The 17,493-nt window shown below is 68.9% G+C and carries 17 protein-coding genes; 4 read left to right on the forward strand and 13 right to left on the reverse strand.

The genetic code is table 11. The features are described from left to right. Window positions 1-170 precede the first annotated feature (170 nt). The 12 genes from flgL to flgB form a co-directional block, all read right to left on the reverse strand. A complete protein-coding gene (flgL, locus tag KU887_RS16010; RefSeq protein WP_006495499.1) occupies window positions 171-1,406 on the reverse strand; it encodes a flagellar hook-associated protein FlgL in 1,236 nt (411 codons plus the stop codon). A 17-nt stretch (window positions 1,407-1,423) separates the two neighbouring features. Then, window positions 1,424-3,355 (reverse strand): flagellar hook-associated protein FlgK, encoded by a 1,932-nt coding sequence (gene flgK / locus KU887_RS16015; RefSeq protein ID WP_258250488.1) that lies wholly within the window; start codon window positions 3,353-3,355, stop codon window positions 1,424-1,426. 189 nt (window positions 3,356-3,544) lie between these two features. After that, on the reverse strand, window positions 3,545-4,300 hold the full coding sequence (locus tag KU887_RS16020; RefSeq protein ID WP_048986140.1) for a flagellar brake protein: 756 nt from the start codon (window positions 4,298-4,300) through the stop codon (window positions 3,545-3,547). A 219-nt stretch (window positions 4,301-4,519) separates the two neighbouring features. Further along, complete coding sequence (flgJ, locus tag KU887_RS16025; protein WP_006493513.1) at window positions 4,520-5,497, reverse strand: flagellar assembly peptidoglycan hydrolase FlgJ; 978 nt, start codon at window positions 5,495-5,497, stop codon at window positions 4,520-4,522. Next, window positions 5,498-6,682, reverse strand: a complete 1,185-nt coding sequence (locus KU887_RS16030) for a flagellar basal body P-ring protein FlgI (protein ID WP_258250489.1) — start codon at window positions 6,680-6,682, stop codon at window positions 5,498-5,500. A gap of 5 nt (window positions 6,683-6,687) precedes the next feature. Next, window positions 6,688-7,377 carry a flagellar basal body L-ring protein FlgH gene (gene flgH / locus KU887_RS16035; RefSeq protein WP_006495504.1) on the reverse strand — a complete coding sequence of 230 codons (690 nt, stop codon included), beginning with the start codon at window positions 7,375-7,377 and terminating at the stop codon, window positions 6,688-6,690. A 20-nt stretch (window positions 7,378-7,397) separates the two neighbouring features. Beyond that, window positions 7,398-8,186, reverse strand: a complete 789-nt coding sequence (gene flgG / locus KU887_RS16040; protein ID WP_006485706.1) for a flagellar basal-body rod protein FlgG — start codon at window positions 8,184-8,186, stop codon at window positions 7,398-7,400. 34 nt (window positions 8,187-8,220) lie between these two features. Further along, window positions 8,221-8,979: a flagellar basal-body rod protein FlgF gene (gene flgF, locus KU887_RS16045; RefSeq protein ID WP_006485699.1), complete on the reverse strand. Its 759-nt coding sequence runs from the start codon at window positions 8,977-8,979 to the stop codon at window positions 8,221-8,223. 19 nt (window positions 8,980-8,998) lie between these two features. Then, window positions 8,999-10,240, reverse strand: coding sequence for a flagellar hook protein FlgE (flgE, locus tag KU887_RS16050; protein ID WP_258250490.1), 1,242 nt, complete (start codon window positions 10,238-10,240; stop codon window positions 8,999-9,001). Window positions 10,241-10,267: 27 nt separating this feature from the next. Then, window positions 10,268-11,014, reverse strand: a complete 747-nt coding sequence (locus KU887_RS16055) for a flagellar hook assembly protein FlgD (protein ID WP_006495505.1) — start codon at window positions 11,012-11,014, stop codon at window positions 10,268-10,270. A gap of 55 nt (window positions 11,015-11,069) precedes the next feature. Then, window positions 11,070-11,495 carry a flagellar basal body rod protein FlgC gene (gene flgC / locus KU887_RS16060; protein ID WP_006485701.1) on the reverse strand — a complete coding sequence of 142 codons (426 nt, stop codon included), beginning with the start codon at window positions 11,493-11,495 and terminating at the stop codon, window positions 11,070-11,072. A 38-nt stretch (window positions 11,496-11,533) separates the two neighbouring features. Beyond that, window positions 11,534-12,022, reverse strand: a complete 489-nt coding sequence (gene flgB / locus KU887_RS16065) for a flagellar basal body rod protein FlgB (RefSeq protein WP_006485705.1) — start codon at window positions 12,020-12,022, stop codon at window positions 11,534-11,536. Between the two features lie 204 nt (window positions 12,023-12,226). Between flgB and flgA the strand changes: the two genes are divergently transcribed. The 3 genes from flgA to KU887_RS16080 all read left to right on the forward strand — a co-directional run bounded on the left by flgA (window position 12,227) and on the right by KU887_RS16080 (window position 14,401). Then, window positions 12,227-13,438, forward strand: coding sequence for a flagellar basal body P-ring formation chaperone FlgA (gene flgA, locus KU887_RS16070; protein WP_258250491.1), 1,212 nt, complete (start codon window positions 12,227-12,229; stop codon window positions 13,436-13,438). A 117-nt stretch (window positions 13,439-13,555) separates the two neighbouring features. Then, a complete protein-coding gene (gene flgM, locus KU887_RS16075; RefSeq protein ID WP_006495507.1) occupies window positions 13,556-13,882 on the forward strand; it encodes a flagellar biosynthesis anti-sigma factor FlgM in 327 nt (108 codons plus the stop codon). Between the two features lie 78 nt (window positions 13,883-13,960). Then, window positions 13,961-14,401, forward strand: coding sequence for a flagella synthesis protein FlgN (locus tag KU887_RS16080; RefSeq protein ID WP_006495508.1), 441 nt, complete (start codon window positions 13,961-13,963; stop codon window positions 14,399-14,401). A gap of 49 nt (window positions 14,402-14,450) precedes the next feature. Here the strand turns inward: KU887_RS16080 and KU887_RS16085 are convergent, their stop codons facing one another. After that, window positions 14,451-16,301 (reverse strand): M24 family metallopeptidase, encoded by a 1,851-nt coding sequence (locus KU887_RS16085; RefSeq protein ID WP_258250492.1) that lies wholly within the window; start codon window positions 16,299-16,301, stop codon window positions 14,451-14,453. Between the two features lie 375 nt (window positions 16,302-16,676). On the opposite strand from KU887_RS16085, the gene KU887_RS16090 reads away from it, so the two are divergent. Next, window positions 16,677-17,456: a helix-turn-helix domain-containing protein gene (locus KU887_RS16090; RefSeq protein ID WP_043204979.1), complete on the forward strand. Its 780-nt coding sequence runs from the start codon at window positions 16,677-16,679 to the stop codon at window positions 17,454-17,456. Window positions 17,457-17,493 lie beyond the last annotated feature (37 nt).

Raw genomic sequence — 17,493 nt, forward strand, 5'->3', positions numbered from 1 at the left:
CGCGGCGTCGGCGGGCGGAACAGCCAGGTGCGGGGCGGCAGGCCGCGCGAGAGAACCGGTGCGCGACCGCGCGGGCCGGCGACGTGCCCGCCCGCGCACGATGCGCGTGCGGCGGCGAGCGCCGGCCGTGAAGTATGCGTGCGCTCACATCGCGGCCGGCACGTCGTGCATCAGGGGTTGATGTACTGGAACAGCGACAGGTTCTGCAACTGCGCGTAAGCCTTCTGCGAGCCCGTCAGCGCGTTCTGCATCTGCAGGAACTGGCTGATCGTCGCGACCATGTTGGTGCTCGTCAGGTCGGCCAGGTTGCTGCTGACCTGCAGCGTGTTGGTCTGGTTCACGGCCTGCATCGCCTTGATTTCCTGCTCGCGGCCGCCGACCGACGCCTGTACCGTGAGCACGTTCGTCATCATGTTGTTCAGCTTCGTCGTGCCGGTGGTCATCGCGTTCGCGAGCGCGGTCGCGGCGGTCGTGTTGCTGCTGATCGGCACCTTCAGCGCGGCGATCATCGTGTCGAGCGCCGCGAACACGTCGGTGCCGGCCTGCGGCGCGGGCGTGACCGTGAACGTGTCGCCCGGCGCCGGCTTGCCCGACACGGGCACCGACAGGCCGTTGCCGAGCGCGATCCCGGCGCCGTCCGAATACGGTTGCGCGGGGGTCGTGGTCGGCGGCACGACGGTGTTGTCGGTCACCGTGTAGGTCGGCGCGGCGGCCGTGCCGCCGAACGCGATCGTGAACTGGTGCGCGTTGGACGCGGCCGACGGGCTCGTGATCGTCACGCCGCCGATCGTGCCGGTGCCGGTGTTGCCGGTGCCGGCGAGCGGCACCGGCTGGCTGCCGAGCATCGGCACCGACAGGAACACGTTCGCGCCGTTGTCGCCCTGCGCGATCGAGCGCGTGTCGGCGATCTGCACCTCGCGCGAGCCGGTGTCGCCGCTGTAGGTCACGCCGCCGCCCGGCGCGTTCGAGAACGGCGCGGTGGCCGTCTTGAAGCCGGCGAACAGGTAGTTGCCCGCGCCGTCCGTCGAGTTCGCGAGCGTCAGCAGCTGGTCGCGATAGCCCTGCAGCTGCGTCGACAGTGCCGAACGATCGCTGTCCGACAGCGAGCCGTCGCCGGCCTGGATCACGACCGTGTGGATGCTGTTCAGCAGGTTGTTGACGCTGATGAGCGTCTGGTCTTCCTTCTGCAGCGACGACAGCGCGGCGTTCTGGTTCGCCGCGTACTGCGACAGCGTCGCCGACGTCATCGACAACTGCACGGCCTGCGCCGCGCCGAGCGGGTTGTCGGCCGGCGTCGCGAGGCTCACGCCGCTCGAGATCTGCTGGTACAGCTGCGAGAGCTGCGCCTGCTGGTCGCTCATCTGGGCGACGTTCATCTGGTAGAACTGCGCAGTGGAAATCCGCATCGCTTCGAACCCCGAAATCAGTTGAACAGGCCCAGCACGGTCTGGAACAGCGTCGACGCGGTCTGGATCACCTTCGCGTTCGCCTGGTAGAGCTGCTGGTACTGCATCAGGTTGGCCGCTTCCTCGTTCTGGTTCACGCCCGACACCGACTGCTGCGCCTGCGTGATCTGGCCGACCAGCGCGGTCTGCGCGGCGCTCGACGACTTCAGCTGGCTCGCCGTGTTGCCGATGCCGTTCACGTAGTTCGCGTACGCGCCCGTCAGCGTGGTCGAGCCGTTGCCGAACGCCTTCGAGTTGACGAGCTTCGACAGCGCGAGCGCGTTGCTGCCGTCGTTCGTGCCGCCCGTGTTCGGCGCGACCTTGAACGTGTCGCCGGCCGCCGGCGTGCCCGACACCGTCACCGTGACACCCGCCGTCAGCGTGATCGGCGAGCCCGACTGGTACGGCTGCGCGGCGCTGGTCGTCGGCGGCACGGCCGTGTTGTCGGTGACCGTGTAGGTCGGCGCGGCCGCGGTGCCGCCCATCGTGATCGTGTAGTTGTGCGCGTTGGCCGCGGCCGTCGCGCTCGTGACGGACAGCCCGCCGATCGTGCCGTTGCCGGTGTTGGTCGTCGTGGCCGACGGCACGTACGGCGCGGCCGCCGCGATCGCGGAGCCGTTCGACGTCGCGAGGCCGAAGCCGTTCAGCGCGCCGCGCGTCGGCTGCACGGTGAACTTGTCGCCGGCGCTCATCGAGCCGGACGAGAACGAGAAGTTCAGCCCGCCGATCGAGGCCGGCATCGACTTCGACGTCCCCACCACCGTGCCGGTCGCACGGTCGGTCAGCGTGTAATTCGTGCCGTCGTACGCGAGCGTGTAATCGCTGGTGGTCGGCTGCGCGGCGTTCGCGAACGACACGGACAGCGTCGCGTTGCCGGTATTGCCCTGGTTCGCGTAGGTGATCGGCGCGCCGGTCGAAAACAGGTTGCCGCCGATCTTGCCCGACAGGTCGATGCCGAGCGCGTTCTGCGCGTTGACCTGCGCGGCGAAGCTGGTCGCGATCGCGCCGAGCTGGGCCTGGGCCGGGTCGAGCGTCTGACTGCGGAACGCGAGCAGGCCGCCGAGCGTGCCGCCCGACAGCGACGCGTCGGACAGGAACTGGTTCGGCCCCTGCGGGTTCGCGCCCGCGATGCCCTGCGACACGACGGTCAGCTCGCTCGGATCGGACGGCGACGTGACGGTCGCGAGCTGGTAGCTCTTGTCCGCGACGACGAGCGGCGTGCCGCCCGACATGAACACGCTGTAGCCGTCGCTGTTGCGCACGACCTGCACGCCCGCGAGATTCGACAGGTTCGACACCGCGAGGTCGCGCTGGTCCATCAGCTGGTTCGGCGGCTGGCCCTGGCTGCTCGCCGCGGCGATCTGCTGGTTCAGTTGCGCGATCTGCGCGGTGTACGCGTTGATCTGCGTGACGGTGCTCGTGAGCTGCGTGTTCACGCTCTGGCGCAGCGCGTCGTACTGCTGGCCGGCCGCGGTGATCTGATTCGCGAGCGTCTGCGCATTGCTCATCGCGGTCTGCCGCACCGACGAGTCGGACGCGCTGTTCGCGACGTTCTGCATCCCGGTGAAGTAGCTCGTGATCGCGGTCGAGATGCCGGCCGTCGGGCTGCCGATGTAGTTGTTCAGCTGCGTGACGAGCGAGTACCACGTCGACAGCGCGCCGCCCTGCGTCTGCGCGCCGTTCAGCTGGTCGCTCAGGTACTGGCTGTACTGCCGCTGCACGGTGACGGTGTTCACGCCCTGGGGCATGTAGCCGCTGCTGGTGTACTGCCCGCTTGCCTCCGCATAGACGGGGCGTTCGACCGAATAGCCCGGCGTCGCGGCGTTGCTGATGTTCTGGCCGGTCGTCGTGAGGCCCCAGAGCGCGGCATTCAGGCCGCTGACGCCGAGGTTCATGAGTGTGTTGGACATGCGCGATCCTGATGAGCCGGCCGCGCTGCGGCCGCCGGGTTGCGTGACTCCCGGTATAACGGCCGCGGATCGAAAAAATTGAGGAAAAAATGCACGTGCGACGCACGGGCGTGCGTCGCCGGTCGAAGCGGCCGGCGGGGGCGCCGGCGTTGCTGCGCGGGCGGCCCGGGCCGGCCCGCCAGGTGCGCGTCAGGCCCGCGCGAGCGAGCGGCGCTTCATTTCGAGCTGCGTGATCAGCCGCTGCAGCGTGTTCTCCGCACTGCCCGGCAGCGACATGTAGCGAAAGCCGAGCTGGTAGCGCCGCGACCCGTTCGGCATCTGGGTCGAACGCTGCGACACCAGTTGCAGGTCGAGCGACAGCTTGCCGTGGCCGGTCAGCTCGAGTTCGACGTCCGGCAGCAGCGTGCCGACCTCGAGCGCCTCGACGCGCTCGTCGGCCGTGCGCAGCCCCACGCCGCCGAGCGACAGGTTGTGCACCTCGAACAGGAAGCTTTCGCCGTCCGGCAGCTTGCCGCGGCACAGGAACGGATCGACGACCGGCGCGTCGACGCGGAAATATTCGCGGCGCTGGATGCAGACCAGCACGTCGGGGAAATCGGCGACGAACGCGGGCAGCCCCTCGTAGCGCGTCTCGCGCGGCGTGCCCGTGGTGAATTCGACGCGCACGCCCTCCGGCGAGGCCGCGAACGTGCAGTGCGACGCGCCGAGGATGCCGGCGTTCTGCTCGGACAGCGCGCCCCAGTCGAACGTGAACGTCCGCGCGCCGACGTCGACCTCGAGCAGGCGCGTGACGAGCTGGCCGCCCGGATACTGGACGGTCAGGAAATCGCCGCGATTCACCAGGTTGCGCAGCTGCACGCCGATTTCCAGCGGATTGCGGCGGGCATAGTCGGGCCCGGAGTGGCCTGCATCCAGGCTGGGGTCCGTCGACGTTTCGATATTCATGGCTAGCCGGTCTTTCTTGTCATGGGCGCCCGGGGCAACCGGTGCGCAATAAAACCGGGCCAGAACGGGGGCCCGGTCGCAGGTCTCTCACACTTAGCGGCAGTGCTGACCGAAAGTTTAGATCGAAACGGCGATTTTTTTCGCGCAAACGTTGAAACCGCGCGCGGCGGGGTGCCGGGCGCGGTCCGAAGGGGGACAAATCGGTGGCGGGCGGGCCCGTCAGCCGATCTGCTGCATGATCGAGATCAGCTTCTTCGCGTAATTCGGGTCGGTTGCGTAGCCGGCCTTCTGCATGCCGTGCGCGAAGCCTTCGACGCTGCGGCTCGCGCTCAGCACGCCCGCATAGCGCGGATTGTTCTTCAGCAGGTTCGCGTAGTCGGTCATCGCGTGCTCGTACGAGTCGTACGCGCGGAATTTCGCGACCACGCGGCGCGGCGTGCCGTTCACGTATTCGGTGGTCAGCGCCGACACGGTGCGCCCGGTCCAGCCCTTGTTCGCCTTGATGCCGAACACGTTGTAGCTGGTCGAGCCGTCCGCCGCGCGGATCTCGCGCTTGCCCCAGCCGGATTCGAGCGCGGCCTGGCCGACGATGAACCGCGCCGGGATGCCGGTCGTCGCACTGGCCGCCTGCGCGGGGCCCGCGAGCCGGTCGACGAACGCGTCCGCGTCCTGCACGCCGCTCGCGCCCTTCAGCGGCGGCGTCAGCGCGCTGCCGGCCGAGTAGCCGCGCGCGCCGGCGAGCGCGCCGTTGTTCGCCGCGTTCGCATAGGCCTTCGCCATCGCGTTCATCGCGGCGAGGCTGCCTTCGTTGCCGGCCGTGCCGAGGCCGCCGATGCCGCCCGCGCCGATGTCGGCCGCCGTGTCGCTGCCCGCGCCGACGCCCGCGTTGCGCAGCAACTGCTTCATCAGCGCGTCGGCGACGCCGATCCCGCGCGTCGACATCTGCTGCGCGAGCTGCTGGTCGAGCATCGACGTGTACATCTTCGACGTATGCGAATCGAACAGCCCGCCGTCCGGCGACGCGTCGCGCATGCTCTTGAGCATCATCTGCGTGAACATCGCGTCGAACTGGCCGGCCACCGCCTTCGCGCCGGCCTGCGGCGACTGCTTCGCCTGCGCGCGCAGCGCATCGAAACCCTGCACGTCGAGCGCGAAGCGCTGCGTCAGGTCGTTTGCGTTCGGAAGGTTCGCCGCCATTTAGATGATCTCCAGATCCGCACGCAGCGCGCCCGCCGCCTTCATCGCCTGCAGGATCGACATCAGGTCCGCGGGCGTCGCGCCGAGCGTGTTCAGCGCCTTCACGACGTCGGCGAGATTCGCGCCGGCCGTCACCATCTTCAATGCACCGTTGTCCTGCTTCAGCTGGATCTGCGACTGCTGCGCGACCACCGTCTGCCCGTTCGAGAACGGCCCCGGCTGCGACACCACCGGCTGCGTGTTGACGACCACCGACAGGTTGCCGTGCGCGACCGCGCAGCTCTGCAGCGTGACCATCTGGTTCATCACGATCGAGCCGGTGCGCGCGTTCAGGATCACCTTCGCCGCGGCCTTGTCCGGGCTCACGTCGAGGTTCTGCAGCCGCGCCATGAACGCGACCTGCTGCGCGGAATCGGCCGGCGCCGCGAGCTGGATCGTGCGGCCGTCGAGCGCCGTCGCGGTGCCCGGGCCGAAGCTCGAGTTGACCGCGGACACGATACGTTGCGCGGTGCCATAGTCCATGTCGTTCAGTTGCAGCTGCAGCACGCCGTTCATCTGCGCGATCGCGTTCGGCACCGCGCGCTCGACGATCGCGCCGCCGACGATCCGGCCGGCCGCGAGCTGGTTCACCTGCACGCGGCTGCCGTTCGCGCTGGCGCCCGCGCCGCCGACCGCCATGTTGCCCTGCGCGAGCGCGTACACCTGCCCGTCCGCGCCCTTCAGCGGCGTGAGCAGCAGCGTGCCGCCGCGCAGGCTCTTCGCGTTGCCGAGCGACGATACGGTCACGTCGAGCGCCTCGCCGGGCCGGGCGAACGGCGGCAGCGTGGCCGTCACCATCACGGCCGCGACGTTCTTCAGCTGCATGTTGTTCAGCGACGACGGGCCGCCGTTGGCCGAACCGTTGTTGATCGAGATGCCGAGGTTCGCGAGCATGTTCGCGAGCGTCTGCGTCGTGAACGGCGTCTGCATCGTCTGGTCGCCCGTGCCGTCGAGGCCGACGACGAGGCCATAGCCGATCAGCGGGTTGTCGCGCACGCCCTGGATCTGCGCGAGATCCTTCAGGCGTTCCGCGTGCGCGGGCGCGGCGCCGAGCACGCAGGCGGCCGCCACGGCCGCGAACGCGACGGCGAGCCGCGCGGCCGCATGCGTGCGGGCCGACAGGCGGTGGAACAGGGTCGTCTGCATCGTCATCACCACGGCGCGATGTTGAGGAAGAAGCGCTGCAGCCAGCCCATCGTCTCCGCTTCGTTGATGTAGCCCTTCGACGAGTATTCGATCTTCGCGTCGGCGACCTGCGTCGAGTAGACGGAGTTCGCGCCCGAGATCGTGTTCGGGTTGACGACCCCCGAGAAACGCACGAATTCGTTGCCCTGGTTGATCAGCATCTGCTTCTCGCCGCTGACCACGAGGTTGCCGTTCGGCAGCACGTTGGTGACGGTCACCGTGATCGTGCCGTTGAACGTGTTCGCCGCGCTCGCGCCGCCGGTCGCCGCGAACTTGTTCGCGCCGGTCGCCGACAGGTTCGCCTTCGCGAACAGCCCGCCGAGGAAGCCGGCGGTCGGCACGTTGAAGTCGGTGTTGCCCTGCCGGTTGGTGTTCGCGCCCGACGACTTGGTCGCGTTGATGTTCTCCGCGATCATGATCGTCAGGATGTCGCCGATGTTGCGCGGCCGCTGATCCTCGAACAGCGGCCGCCCCGCGAAGCCGGGGTTGTAGATCGAGCCGGGCGCCTGCATCGACATCGGCATCGGCGGCTGCGCCGTCATCGGCTGCTGGATGATCGGATCGCGCGGGATCTGCGCGCAACCGGCGAGCGCCGCCACCGCGACCGCGCACGCGGCGCGGACGGTGGCTGACGAGGGGAGGCGAACCTGCTTCATGGCGACGGCGGGACTTCCGGTTAGCTCTTCATCTGCGTGACGGTCTGCAGCATCTGGTCGGACGTCGTCACGGCCTTGCTGTTGATCTCGTAGGCACGCTGCGTCTGGATCATGTTGACGAGTTCCTGCACGACGTTCACGTTCGACGCCTCGACGTAGCCCTGGTTGAGCACGCCCGCGCCGTTCAGCCCCGGCTGCGACACGTTCGGCGCGCCCGACGACGTCGTTTCCGCGAACAGGTTCTCGCCCTTCGCCTCGAGGCCGGCCGGGTTGATGAAGGTCGCGATCTGCAGCGAGCCGATCTGGACCGCGTTGCTCGAGCCCGGCTGCGTGACCGACACGACGCCGTCCTTGCCGATCGTCAGCGACTGCGCGTTCTGCGGCACGGTGATCGCCGGCAGCACCTGGTAGCCGCTCGACGTGACGAGCTGGCCCTGCGCGTTGGTCTGGAACGAGCCGTCGCGCGTGTACGCGTTGGTGCCGTCCGGCATCAGCACCTGGAAGAAGCCCGCGCCGTTGATCGCGACGTCCTTCGAGTTGCCGGTCTGCGTGAGGCCGCCCTGCGTGTACAGGCGCTCGGTCGCGACCTGCTGCACGCCGGTGCCGAGCTGCAGGCCCGACGGCAGCTCGGTCTGCTGCGTCGAGTTCGCGCCGGGCTGGCGGATGGTCTGGTACAGCAGATCCTCGAACACCGCGCGCGACGCCTTGAAGCCGTTCGTGCTGGTGTTCGCGAGGTTGTTCGAAATCACGTCCATCTGCGCCTGCTGCGCATTCATGCCGGTGGCGGCGATGTAGAGCGAACGATTCACTTGTCTGGTCTCCTGCTTAGGCTGGCGCGGGCGCTCAGCTGAAATTGAGCAACTGGTTCGCCGTCTGCTCGTTCTGGTCGGCCGTCTGGATCAGCTTCGACTGCAGCTGGAACGCCCGCGCGTTGTCGATCATCGCGACCATCGCAGTCACCGGGTTCACGTTGCTGCCTTCGAGAGAATTCGGCGTGACGACCACGTTCGGGTCGACGTCGGCCGGATTGCCGTCGGCGGTGCGGAACAGCCCGTCGTTGCCGCGCGTGAGCGTGGCCGGATCGGGATTGACGAGCTTCATCTGGTCGACGATCGCGACGGCCGTCGGCGGGTCGCCCGGCATCAGCGCGGACACCGTGCCGTCCTTGCCGATCGTCACTTCCGCGTTCGGCGGCACCGAGATCGGGCCGCCGTTGCCGATCACCGGCAGGTTGCTCGCGTTGACGAGCTGGCCATTCTCGTCGACATGCAGGTTGCCGGCGCGCGTGTACGCCTCGCTGCCGTCGGCCGTCTGCACCGACAGCCAGCCCGGGCCCTGCACGGCGACGTCGAGCGGATTGCCGGTGCGCGTGATCGGACCCGGCGCGTAGTCGGCGCCGGGCGTCGACGACAGCACGTAGGTGCGCGTCGTCGTCGGATCGATCTTGCTGCCGTCGCCGAAATTCATCGGCACCGCGCGATACGTCGCGAGTTGCGCGCGAAAGCCCGTCGTCGATGCGTTCGCGAGGTTGTTCGCGACCACCGCCTGCTGGTCGAGCGACTGCGACGCGCCCGTCATCGCCGTATAGATCAGTCGGTCCATGGCTGCCGGTTATCCGCGCTTACAGGTTGATGAGCGTCTGGTCGACGGTCTGCTGCGTCTTGATCGTCTGCGCGTTCGCCTGGTAGTTGCGCTGCGCGGTGATCAGGTTGACGAGCTGCGACGTGAGGTCGACGTTCGAGTTCTCGAGCGCGCTGCCCTGCAGCGTGCCGTGGTTCGTGCTGCCCGGCGCGGAGACCTGCGGCACGCCCGACGCGGCGGATTCCACATACTGGTTGCCGCCGAGGTTCACCAGCCCGTTCGGGTTGTTGAAGTTCGCGAGCGCGATCAGGCCGAGCACGGCGGTCTGGCCGTTCGAGTAGTTGCCGGTCAGCTTGCCGTCGGCGCCGATCGAGTAGGTCGTCAGCGTGCCGCTCGCGTAGCCGTCCTGCGCGAGGTTGTTCACGCCGTCCTTGCCGCCGTACTGCGTCGTGCCGGTCAGGTCGAGCGTGAGTTTCTGCGGCGTCGCCGAACCGTCGGTGTTCGGCACGGTGAACTGGAACTGGCCGAGCGACGCGGTCGGCGTGGCCGGCGTGCCGGTCGTCGTGCTCTGGATCGCGCCGGACGTATCGAACGTGATCGTGCCGAGATCGGTCGTCGCGCCGCCCTGCACGCCCGCGTACGCTTCCCACGTGCCGGCCGCCGACTTCACGAAGTACATGTTGACCGCCTGCGAGCCGCCGAGCGAGTCGTACACCTGGATCGACGTCGTGTAGTTGTACGTCGTGTTGTCGGTCGCGCTGAACGGCGTCTTGGTCGGCACCGTGTCCTGCGAGTTCAGGTTGAACTGGCCGGTGATCTTGGTCGTCGCGGTCGGCGCGATGTTGGTGGTCGGCGCCTGCAGCGGCACGGTCTGCGCGGTATTGATCACGCCGCCCGCGTTGGCCGCGTAGCCCATCAGGTTACGGCCCTGCGAGTCGACGATGAAGCCGTTCTTGTCACGCTGGAACGTGCCGTCGCGCGAGTACGTCGTCACGCCGTTGTTCGACATCTGGAAGAAGCCGTTGCCGTTGATCGCGACGTCGAGCGACGAGTTCGTCGTATTGATCGTGCCCTGGCCGAACTGCTGCTGCACCGAGTTCAGCGACGTGCCGATGCCGATCTGCGTGTTGACCGACGTCGCGACCGAGTTCGCGTACATGTCGGCGAATTGCGCGGTGCTCGACTTGAAGCCGACCGTGTTCGCGTTCGCGATGTTGTTGCCGATCACGTCGAGCGCGTTCGATGCGCCGGCGAGGCCGCTCAGACCCTGTTGATAACCCATTTCGGTCTCCGTTACGAGAAAGCTCGATCAGTTGGTAGTGGTGTCGCCGGACGTGGACGACTTGGTGTTCGGGAAGATCGACGCAACCTGGGTGAGCCCCACCGTCGTGCCGTTCGACAGCACGAGCCCCGCGGTGCCGTCCGCCTGCTTGACCACGCTCTGCACCGTCGCGGCCGCGAGCGTCGTGGCCGCCTGCGGCGTGCCGGCGCTGTTGGTGTACGACGCGCTGACCGTGTACGTGCCGTCCGGCAGCGCGTTGCCGGCCGCGTCGGTCGGCGTCCAGTTGAACGGCACGGTGCCGGCCGACTGCGCGCCCGCGTTGATCGTGTTCACGACGGCGCCCGCCGAGTTCTTCACGGTGATCGTCAGGTTCGACACCGAATTCGCGAGCGACACGCCGAACGGCGACGCCGCGCCGCCCTTCACCGCGACGCCGTTGCCCGGCGCGAGCACGTTGGTGCCGATCAGCAGCGCGGCCTGCGTCTGCTGGCCGGCCGCGAGCTGCGTCGACAGCGACGTGAGCGACGTGTTCAACTGCGCGATGCCGCTCACCGTGTTGATCTGCGCGAGCTGCGACGTCATCTGCGAGCTGTCGACCGGGCTGGTCGGATCCTGGTTCTGCAACTGCGTGACGAGCAGCTTCAGGAACGTCGCCTGCAGGTCGCTCGCCGACGTGCCGTTGGTCGACGACACGTTGTTGGTGTTCATCGTGTCGGTCGGCAGCGTCGACACGTTGGTGCCGTTGCTGCCGATCGTCGTGTTGGAGGAAGTCATCCTGGGTGGCCTTCTGTCGGAACTGTCGGGTCGGTAAGGTCGGGCCGCGCGCGGCTTACGAGCCGATCGTCAGCGTCTTGAGCATCAGCGTCTTCGCGGTGTTCAGCGTCTCGACGTTGGCCTGGTACGAGCGCGACGCCGAGATCATGTTCACCATCTCCTGCACCGGATCGACGTTCGGCATCTGCACGTAGCCGTTCGCGTCGGCGGCCGGGTTCGCCGGGTCGTAGGTCGATTTCATCGGCGACGGGTCGTCCATCACCTTGGTCACCCGCACGCCGCCCACGCCCTGGCCGGACGCGGTGCGCGCGCCGCCCATCGGGTCGGTCGCGAACACGACCTGCTTGGCCTTGTACGGCTTGCCGTCGGGGCCGGTCGCGCTGTCGGCGTTCGCGAGGTTCGACGCGGTGACGTTCAGGCGCTGCGATTGCGCGGACAGCGCCGAACCGGCGACGCCGAAGATGTTCATCAACGAAGGCATGGAAGCTCCTTGTGCTGGGCGAGGTTCGGAAGCGGCGCTTACGAGTTGGTCGTGATCGCGGCGATCATCGCCTTGATCTGCTGGGTCATCACGGTCATCCCGGTCTCGTAGTGCAGCGCGTTGTTCGCGAACTGCACGCGCTCGACGTCGAGATCGACCGTGTTGCCGTCGAGCGACGGCTGCAGCGGCATCCGGTATTGCGCACGGCCGTAGTCGTCCGCCGGGCCGCCGGTCGGGATCAGCTTCGCGGTGCCGGCCATGTGCCCGGGCGCCGTCGACACCATCGACATGCCGCTCGTCACGCCGGCCGGCTGCGTCATCGGCAGTTGCGCGGCGTTGCTCGGCGCCAGGCCGCCGCTGGTCTGCTTCAGCGAGCGCGCGAGCGTCGACGCGAAATCGACGTCGCGGGCCTGGTAGCCGGGCGTGTCGGCGTTCGCGATGTTCGACGACAGCAGTTCCTGCCGATAGGCGCGCACGTCGAGCGCCTGTCGGCCGAACGCGAATTCCGCATCGAGTTTGTCCAGCATGTGTGCGTCTCTCCGTATGAAGCGCTGCACGCCCCTCGCGCCGGATGGCGACGCGAGAGGCTTTTTTCCATGACAGCGATGGTAGGCGCGGGACGCAACCGGCAATCGGGCGAATAACGCGGCAAAGGCCCCCTCTATTCATCGTTTGCGCGACGCCCCCGCTCCCTAGAATGCGAAGCGGATCAACGGATCGGAGGCATGGCGATGACTGGCGGCGCACTTCGCGACAGGAACGGGCGGCTCGCGCACGTCCGGCGTGCGTTCGCGCTCGCCGCGGCGCTGTGGATCGCCGCGCCTGCCGCCCACGCCGACGACGGGATGATCGTGATTCCCGGGCGCGGCGAAACGGCAGAAACCGCGCTCGCGCATGCCAATGCGGCGAGCGGCGGGCAGTTCGGCGGGAATGCGGGCGCCGCTTCGGTTCCGGGTGCGCAGCGCGCGGCCGGCGGGGCGAGCGCCTCGACCGGCGCCGGCTACGCGGCGCAACCGGCCGGCCAGATGGTCGTGACGAGCGTCCCGCCGCCGGCCGCTGCGGCGGCCCACGCCTACGCAGCCGCCCGCCCGCACGCCGGTTACGGTGCGCCGTCGCGCGCAGTCGATCCTTCCGCGATCGCGACGGTCGTCGCCGGCACGGCCGAGCCTGCATCGAATCCCGCGCGGCCGGCGCCGCAACCGGCCGCCGCCGCCCGCCTCGCGGCAGCCCGTGCGGCATCCGCGGCGGCGCCGCGCACGGCGACCGCTTCTGGCAATCCGGCCCCGGCCGCCCCTGCCGCCCGGCCCGCGACGGCGCCCGGCCAGCAAGATCCCGAAACGATCCGGCGCGCGGCGCTCGCGTTCCTGCAGCAGCAGATCGCCGGCCTGCCCGGCAAGACCACCGCGACCGTCACGACCGCCTTTCCGCGCGGGCTCGCCGCGTGCACGACGCTCGAACCGTTTTTGCCGACCGGCGCGCGCCTGTGGGGCCGCACGACGGTCGGCGTGCGCTGCGCGGGCGAGCGGCCGTGGACCGTCTACCTGCAGGCGAAGGTCGCCGTGCAGGCCACCTATTACGTCGCCGCGCGCCAGATCGCGCCCGGCGAGCCGCTCTCCGCGGCCGACCTGGTCGCGCGCGACGGCGACCTGACGGTGCTGCCGCTGGCGGTGATCACCGATCCGGCGCAGGCGATCGGCGCAACCGCGCTTGCGCGCATCTCGGCCGGGCTGCCGCTGCGGCAGGACATGCTGAAGAGCGCGGCGTCGGTGTCGGCCGGCCAGACGGTGCGGGTCGTCGCGGCCGGCCCCGGCTTCACGATTTCGGCCGAAGGCAGCGTGCTCGCGAATGCGGCGCCCGGCCAGTCGGTGCGGGTACGGATGGCGGCCGGGCAGATCGTCACGGCGATCGTCAAGGACGCCGGCACCGTGGAAATTCCGCTGTAGGGACGGATCTGCCGCAAGAATGTAAAGAATTGTTTATTCGGAGCATTTCGGGCTCGCGATGCTAAAGTTCGGGCCGACCCGGCCGTTATCTGGGTCAAACCGTACAGGAAACCCATCGTGAAGATCGATTCCACTCCGAAACCGAGCCCCCTCGCGCCGACCGGCAACGGCGCGGCCCGTGCGCCGTCCGGCACGGCCCAGTCGTCCGCGCAGGCAGGCGACGCCGGATCGACCGGCGGCGACACGACCGTGAACCTGTCGGGTCTGTCCGGCCAGCTGCGTTCGGTATCCGCGTCGGGCGACGCCGATATCGACACGGGCCTGGTCCAGTCGATCAAGGACGCGCTGAACAACGGCACGCTGACGATCGACGCGAACAAGATCGCCGACGGCGTATTGAACACCGCCCGCGAGCTGCTCCAGCAGCAGCGCCCGGGCAGCTAACTCCCGGCCTCGTGGCCGGGTCACCCGGTTTGCCGGCGTGTGCAGCACTGCACGCGCCGGCGTGACGAGCATGACGCGATGAGAGAAGAGCTGCTGGCCACGGTCAACGACGAACACGCGACGGTCGAAGCGTTCGCGTCCCTGCTCGTCTACGAGGAAAAGGCGCTGACGACGGCCGAGCCGCTCGAGATGCTGCCCGGGATCGTCGAGAAGAAAAGCGCATTGATCGACCGGCTCGCGCAGCTCGAACGCACGCGCGACACGCAGCTTTGCGCGCTCGGCTTTCCGGCGGGCAAGAAAGGCATGGACCAGGCGGCCGAGCGCGATGCGCGCCTCGCCAGCCGCTGGCAACTGCTGCAACAGGCCGCCGAACGCGCGCGCCAGGCCAACGCGAACAACGGAATGCTGATCCGGATCCGGATGGACTACAACGAGCGCGCGCTCGCGGTGCTGCGCTCGGCGCCCGCGCCGGCCGGCGTGTACGGCCCCGACGGGCGCGTGTCGGCGCTCACGCGCTGACGTCGCGCCGCGCGGCCGCCCGGCGGCCGCGCTCCCGCCTCTCCCTTCGTTACAACAGCGGACACGCGGTGACCTGCGTGCCGCGCGCCACGCACAGCCGCTCGTAGTCGCGCAGGTACGCGCGCTCGGCGTCGTCCAGCAGGTCGAGATCGATCAGGTCCCAGTCGTAGCCGACCGTCACGATGTTCTCGAACGTCACGGTGTCCGGCTGCGCGTCGTCCGCCCGCACGATCACGATGTTCTCGATCCGCACGCCGCCCTTGCCCGGCAGGTAGATGCCCGGCTCGACCGAAATCACCGCATTCGGCACCAGCCCGTAGGTCGCGCCCGGCGCGAACCGCACGCCGCCCTCGTGCACGTGAATCCCGACGCCGTGCCCGGTGCCGTGGCCGAAATCGTAGCCATGGTCGCGGCACACCTGCCGCACCAGCGCATCGACGTCGCCGCCCGTGGCGGTGGCCGGAAAGCGCGTGACGAGCCCCTTGATGCACGCCTTCAGCGCGACCGTGTAGATCTCGCGCTGCCACGGCTGCGCGACCGTGTCCGGCCGCGTACGACGCAGCACGACGCGCGTGCAGTCCGTCGCGAAGCCCGCTTCGTAGTACGCGCCGCTGTCGAGCAGCACGAGTTCGCCTTCGGTCAGCTCGACGTCGGCGCTCGCCGCCGTGTAGTGCGCGAAGGCGCTGTTCGCGCCGTTCGCCGCGATCGACGGAAACGTCAGCGCGACCGCCGAACGGGCGCCGTACGCGTCGTTGATCGTGCGCGCGAGGTCGTACTCGGTGTGGCGCACGCCCGGCTCGCCGTTCTTCGCCCAGCGCATCGTCTCGGCGATCGCCGCGGAGCTGCGCGCGAACGCGTCGCGGAAGCGGTCGAGCACGGCCGACGTCTTGCTCGCCCGCAGCGCCTCGACCGGGTTGAAATCGGCATGCCGCGCATGCGGCCACACCCGGTTCACCGCGTCGACGAGCGCGCAGTTCACCGATTCGAAGCCGTAGCACACGTGCTCGGCCGCGAACCGTGCGAGGAAGCACTCGAGCGCCGCCACGTCGCGCCGGATCACCTGCAGCGCCGGATACGAATCGAGCGCGACCTCGCAGCGGTCGCAGCCTTCCGGCAAGAACAGCACCACCTGCTCGCCGATCGCGAACAGGAAGCCGAGGTGCGACGACACGTTCGGGATGTGATAGCCGCGGCTGTTCAGCAGATACGCGAGATCGTCCGACGCGCAGGTGAAGAACGCGGTCTTGCCGTCGGCCGCGCCGGTATGCGCGGCGAGCCGCCGGTTCAGCGCGTCGAGGTTCTGCGCGACGCTCAGGCCCGTCATCGCTGCCGGGAGCTCGAAGATCGGCCGTTCGACGTTCCAGCCCGGCAGCGCGATCGCGCGGTCGATCTCGCGATCGGCGAGGCTCGTCCAGTCGAGCGACGCTGCCTGCGTCTGCTCGAACAGCCGGTTGCGCTGCCCGACGCTGATCCGCCGCGCGTCGTAGCCGACCCGCGCGAGCCGGCTCGCGTGCGCGAGCAGCCAGTCGGCCATCGCCTGCCAGATCGTCACGTTCATGCCGAGCTTCTCGACGCGCACGCGCGCCGGATCGCACTGCTCGTCGGCCTGGAAGTGATAACGGCCATCGACGAACAGCACGAACGGCGGCAGATCGAGCGCCTGCGCGGTCGCCGCGCTCAGGAAGATCCCGCAGCCGGCCGAGCCGTCGAAGCCGGACACCGCGTAGCGCGGGTTGTTGCTGCGCGGCAGGTATTCGGTCACGTATTCGTCCTGCGACGTGATCACCACCGCGTCGAGTCGCGCGGCATCGAGCAGGCGCGACAGGCCGGCCTGCGTGTCGGCGACGGACGCGTCGTACGGGGGAAGGCCGGAGAAGCTGTATTTCAGTCGATCGATCATCGGATGCCCGTTATTCGTTGTTGTCGGCGGCCGGCGGCGTGGCGCGGCATCGCGCGCCGGGCACGGCACGTCGTTGCGGCGCAGGTCACGCGCGGCACGACGCGCGGCCGGACCGCGCCGCCGGCCGGGAGGCAGGCCTTCGGTAAAATTTTTGTCTTACTTAACTTTGTTTGATGCGCGACAGAATCTAGAGCACGTCGAAATCGAGGTCAAGCCAAGATTTTCGTAGGACTAAAATCGGCGTGCCGCATGCGGATCCCCGCACAACGCCGATTCGCCCCCGCGACGCTGCGCGGTACAATGCGCCGGCCTCGCCGCCCCGGGCAGCCGCACGGCCCCTGCCTGCACCCCGACTCGTTGCCACGAAAGAGATTCATGGATTCAGACCTCATGCGTATCGGCCAGCGCATTCGCCGCCTGCGCCGGGAAGCGAAGAAGACGCTGCTGGAAGTGGCGACCGAAGCGAACCTGTCGGTCGGGTTCCTGTCGCAGGTCGAGCGCCATCTGACGGGCATCTCGCTGTCGTCGCTCGTCAACGTCGCGAAGGCGCTGGGCGTGCCGCTCGGCACGCTGATCGAGCAGCCGCGCCAGGCGCAGCCCGATTCGCACGAGGGCAGCCGCAAGCCGTACGCGCTCGACGCCGCGTCGCAGTGGTACGAGCGGCTGTCCACCACGTTCGACGGCAGCCAGATCAACGCGCTGAAGGTGCAGATGATGGAGGGCTACCGGTCGGAATGGGTCGCGCACGGCGGCGACGAATTCGTGTACGTGCTGGCGGGCCGCATCTGCTACACGGTCGGCAAGAAGAATTACCCGCTGACGCCCGGCGACTCGCTGCACTTCGACGCGCGCAAGCGGCATCGCGTGGCCAATGTCGGCGACGGGCCGGCCGAGCTGATCACCGTCAGCACGCTGCCGCTGTTCGACGACAGTGGTGCGGAATTCGTGTCCGCGACGACGGAAATCAGGCAATCGAAGCCCGGCGAGCCGCGCGTGAGCCGGCGCGCGCCGGCGTCCAAACGGGATGACCGCGACGCCGCCGCGGCACGGCCGTCCAGGGCCGGGTCAGCCGAAAAGAAGGGAGCGGCGAAGCCGCGCGCCGCCGCCGGCAAACGCCCGGCGGCCGCGACTCCGGCACGTAAGAAGAAACCGTAACGGCTGGCCGCGCGCTGTTCCGCGCCTGCTACCTGCC

It is taken from the genome of Burkholderia sp. EMB26 (genome assembly GCF_024730645.1).
In the GTDB taxonomy this organism is placed as follows: domain Bacteria; phylum Pseudomonadota; class Gammaproteobacteria; order Burkholderiales; family Burkholderiaceae; genus Burkholderia; species Burkholderia cenocepacia.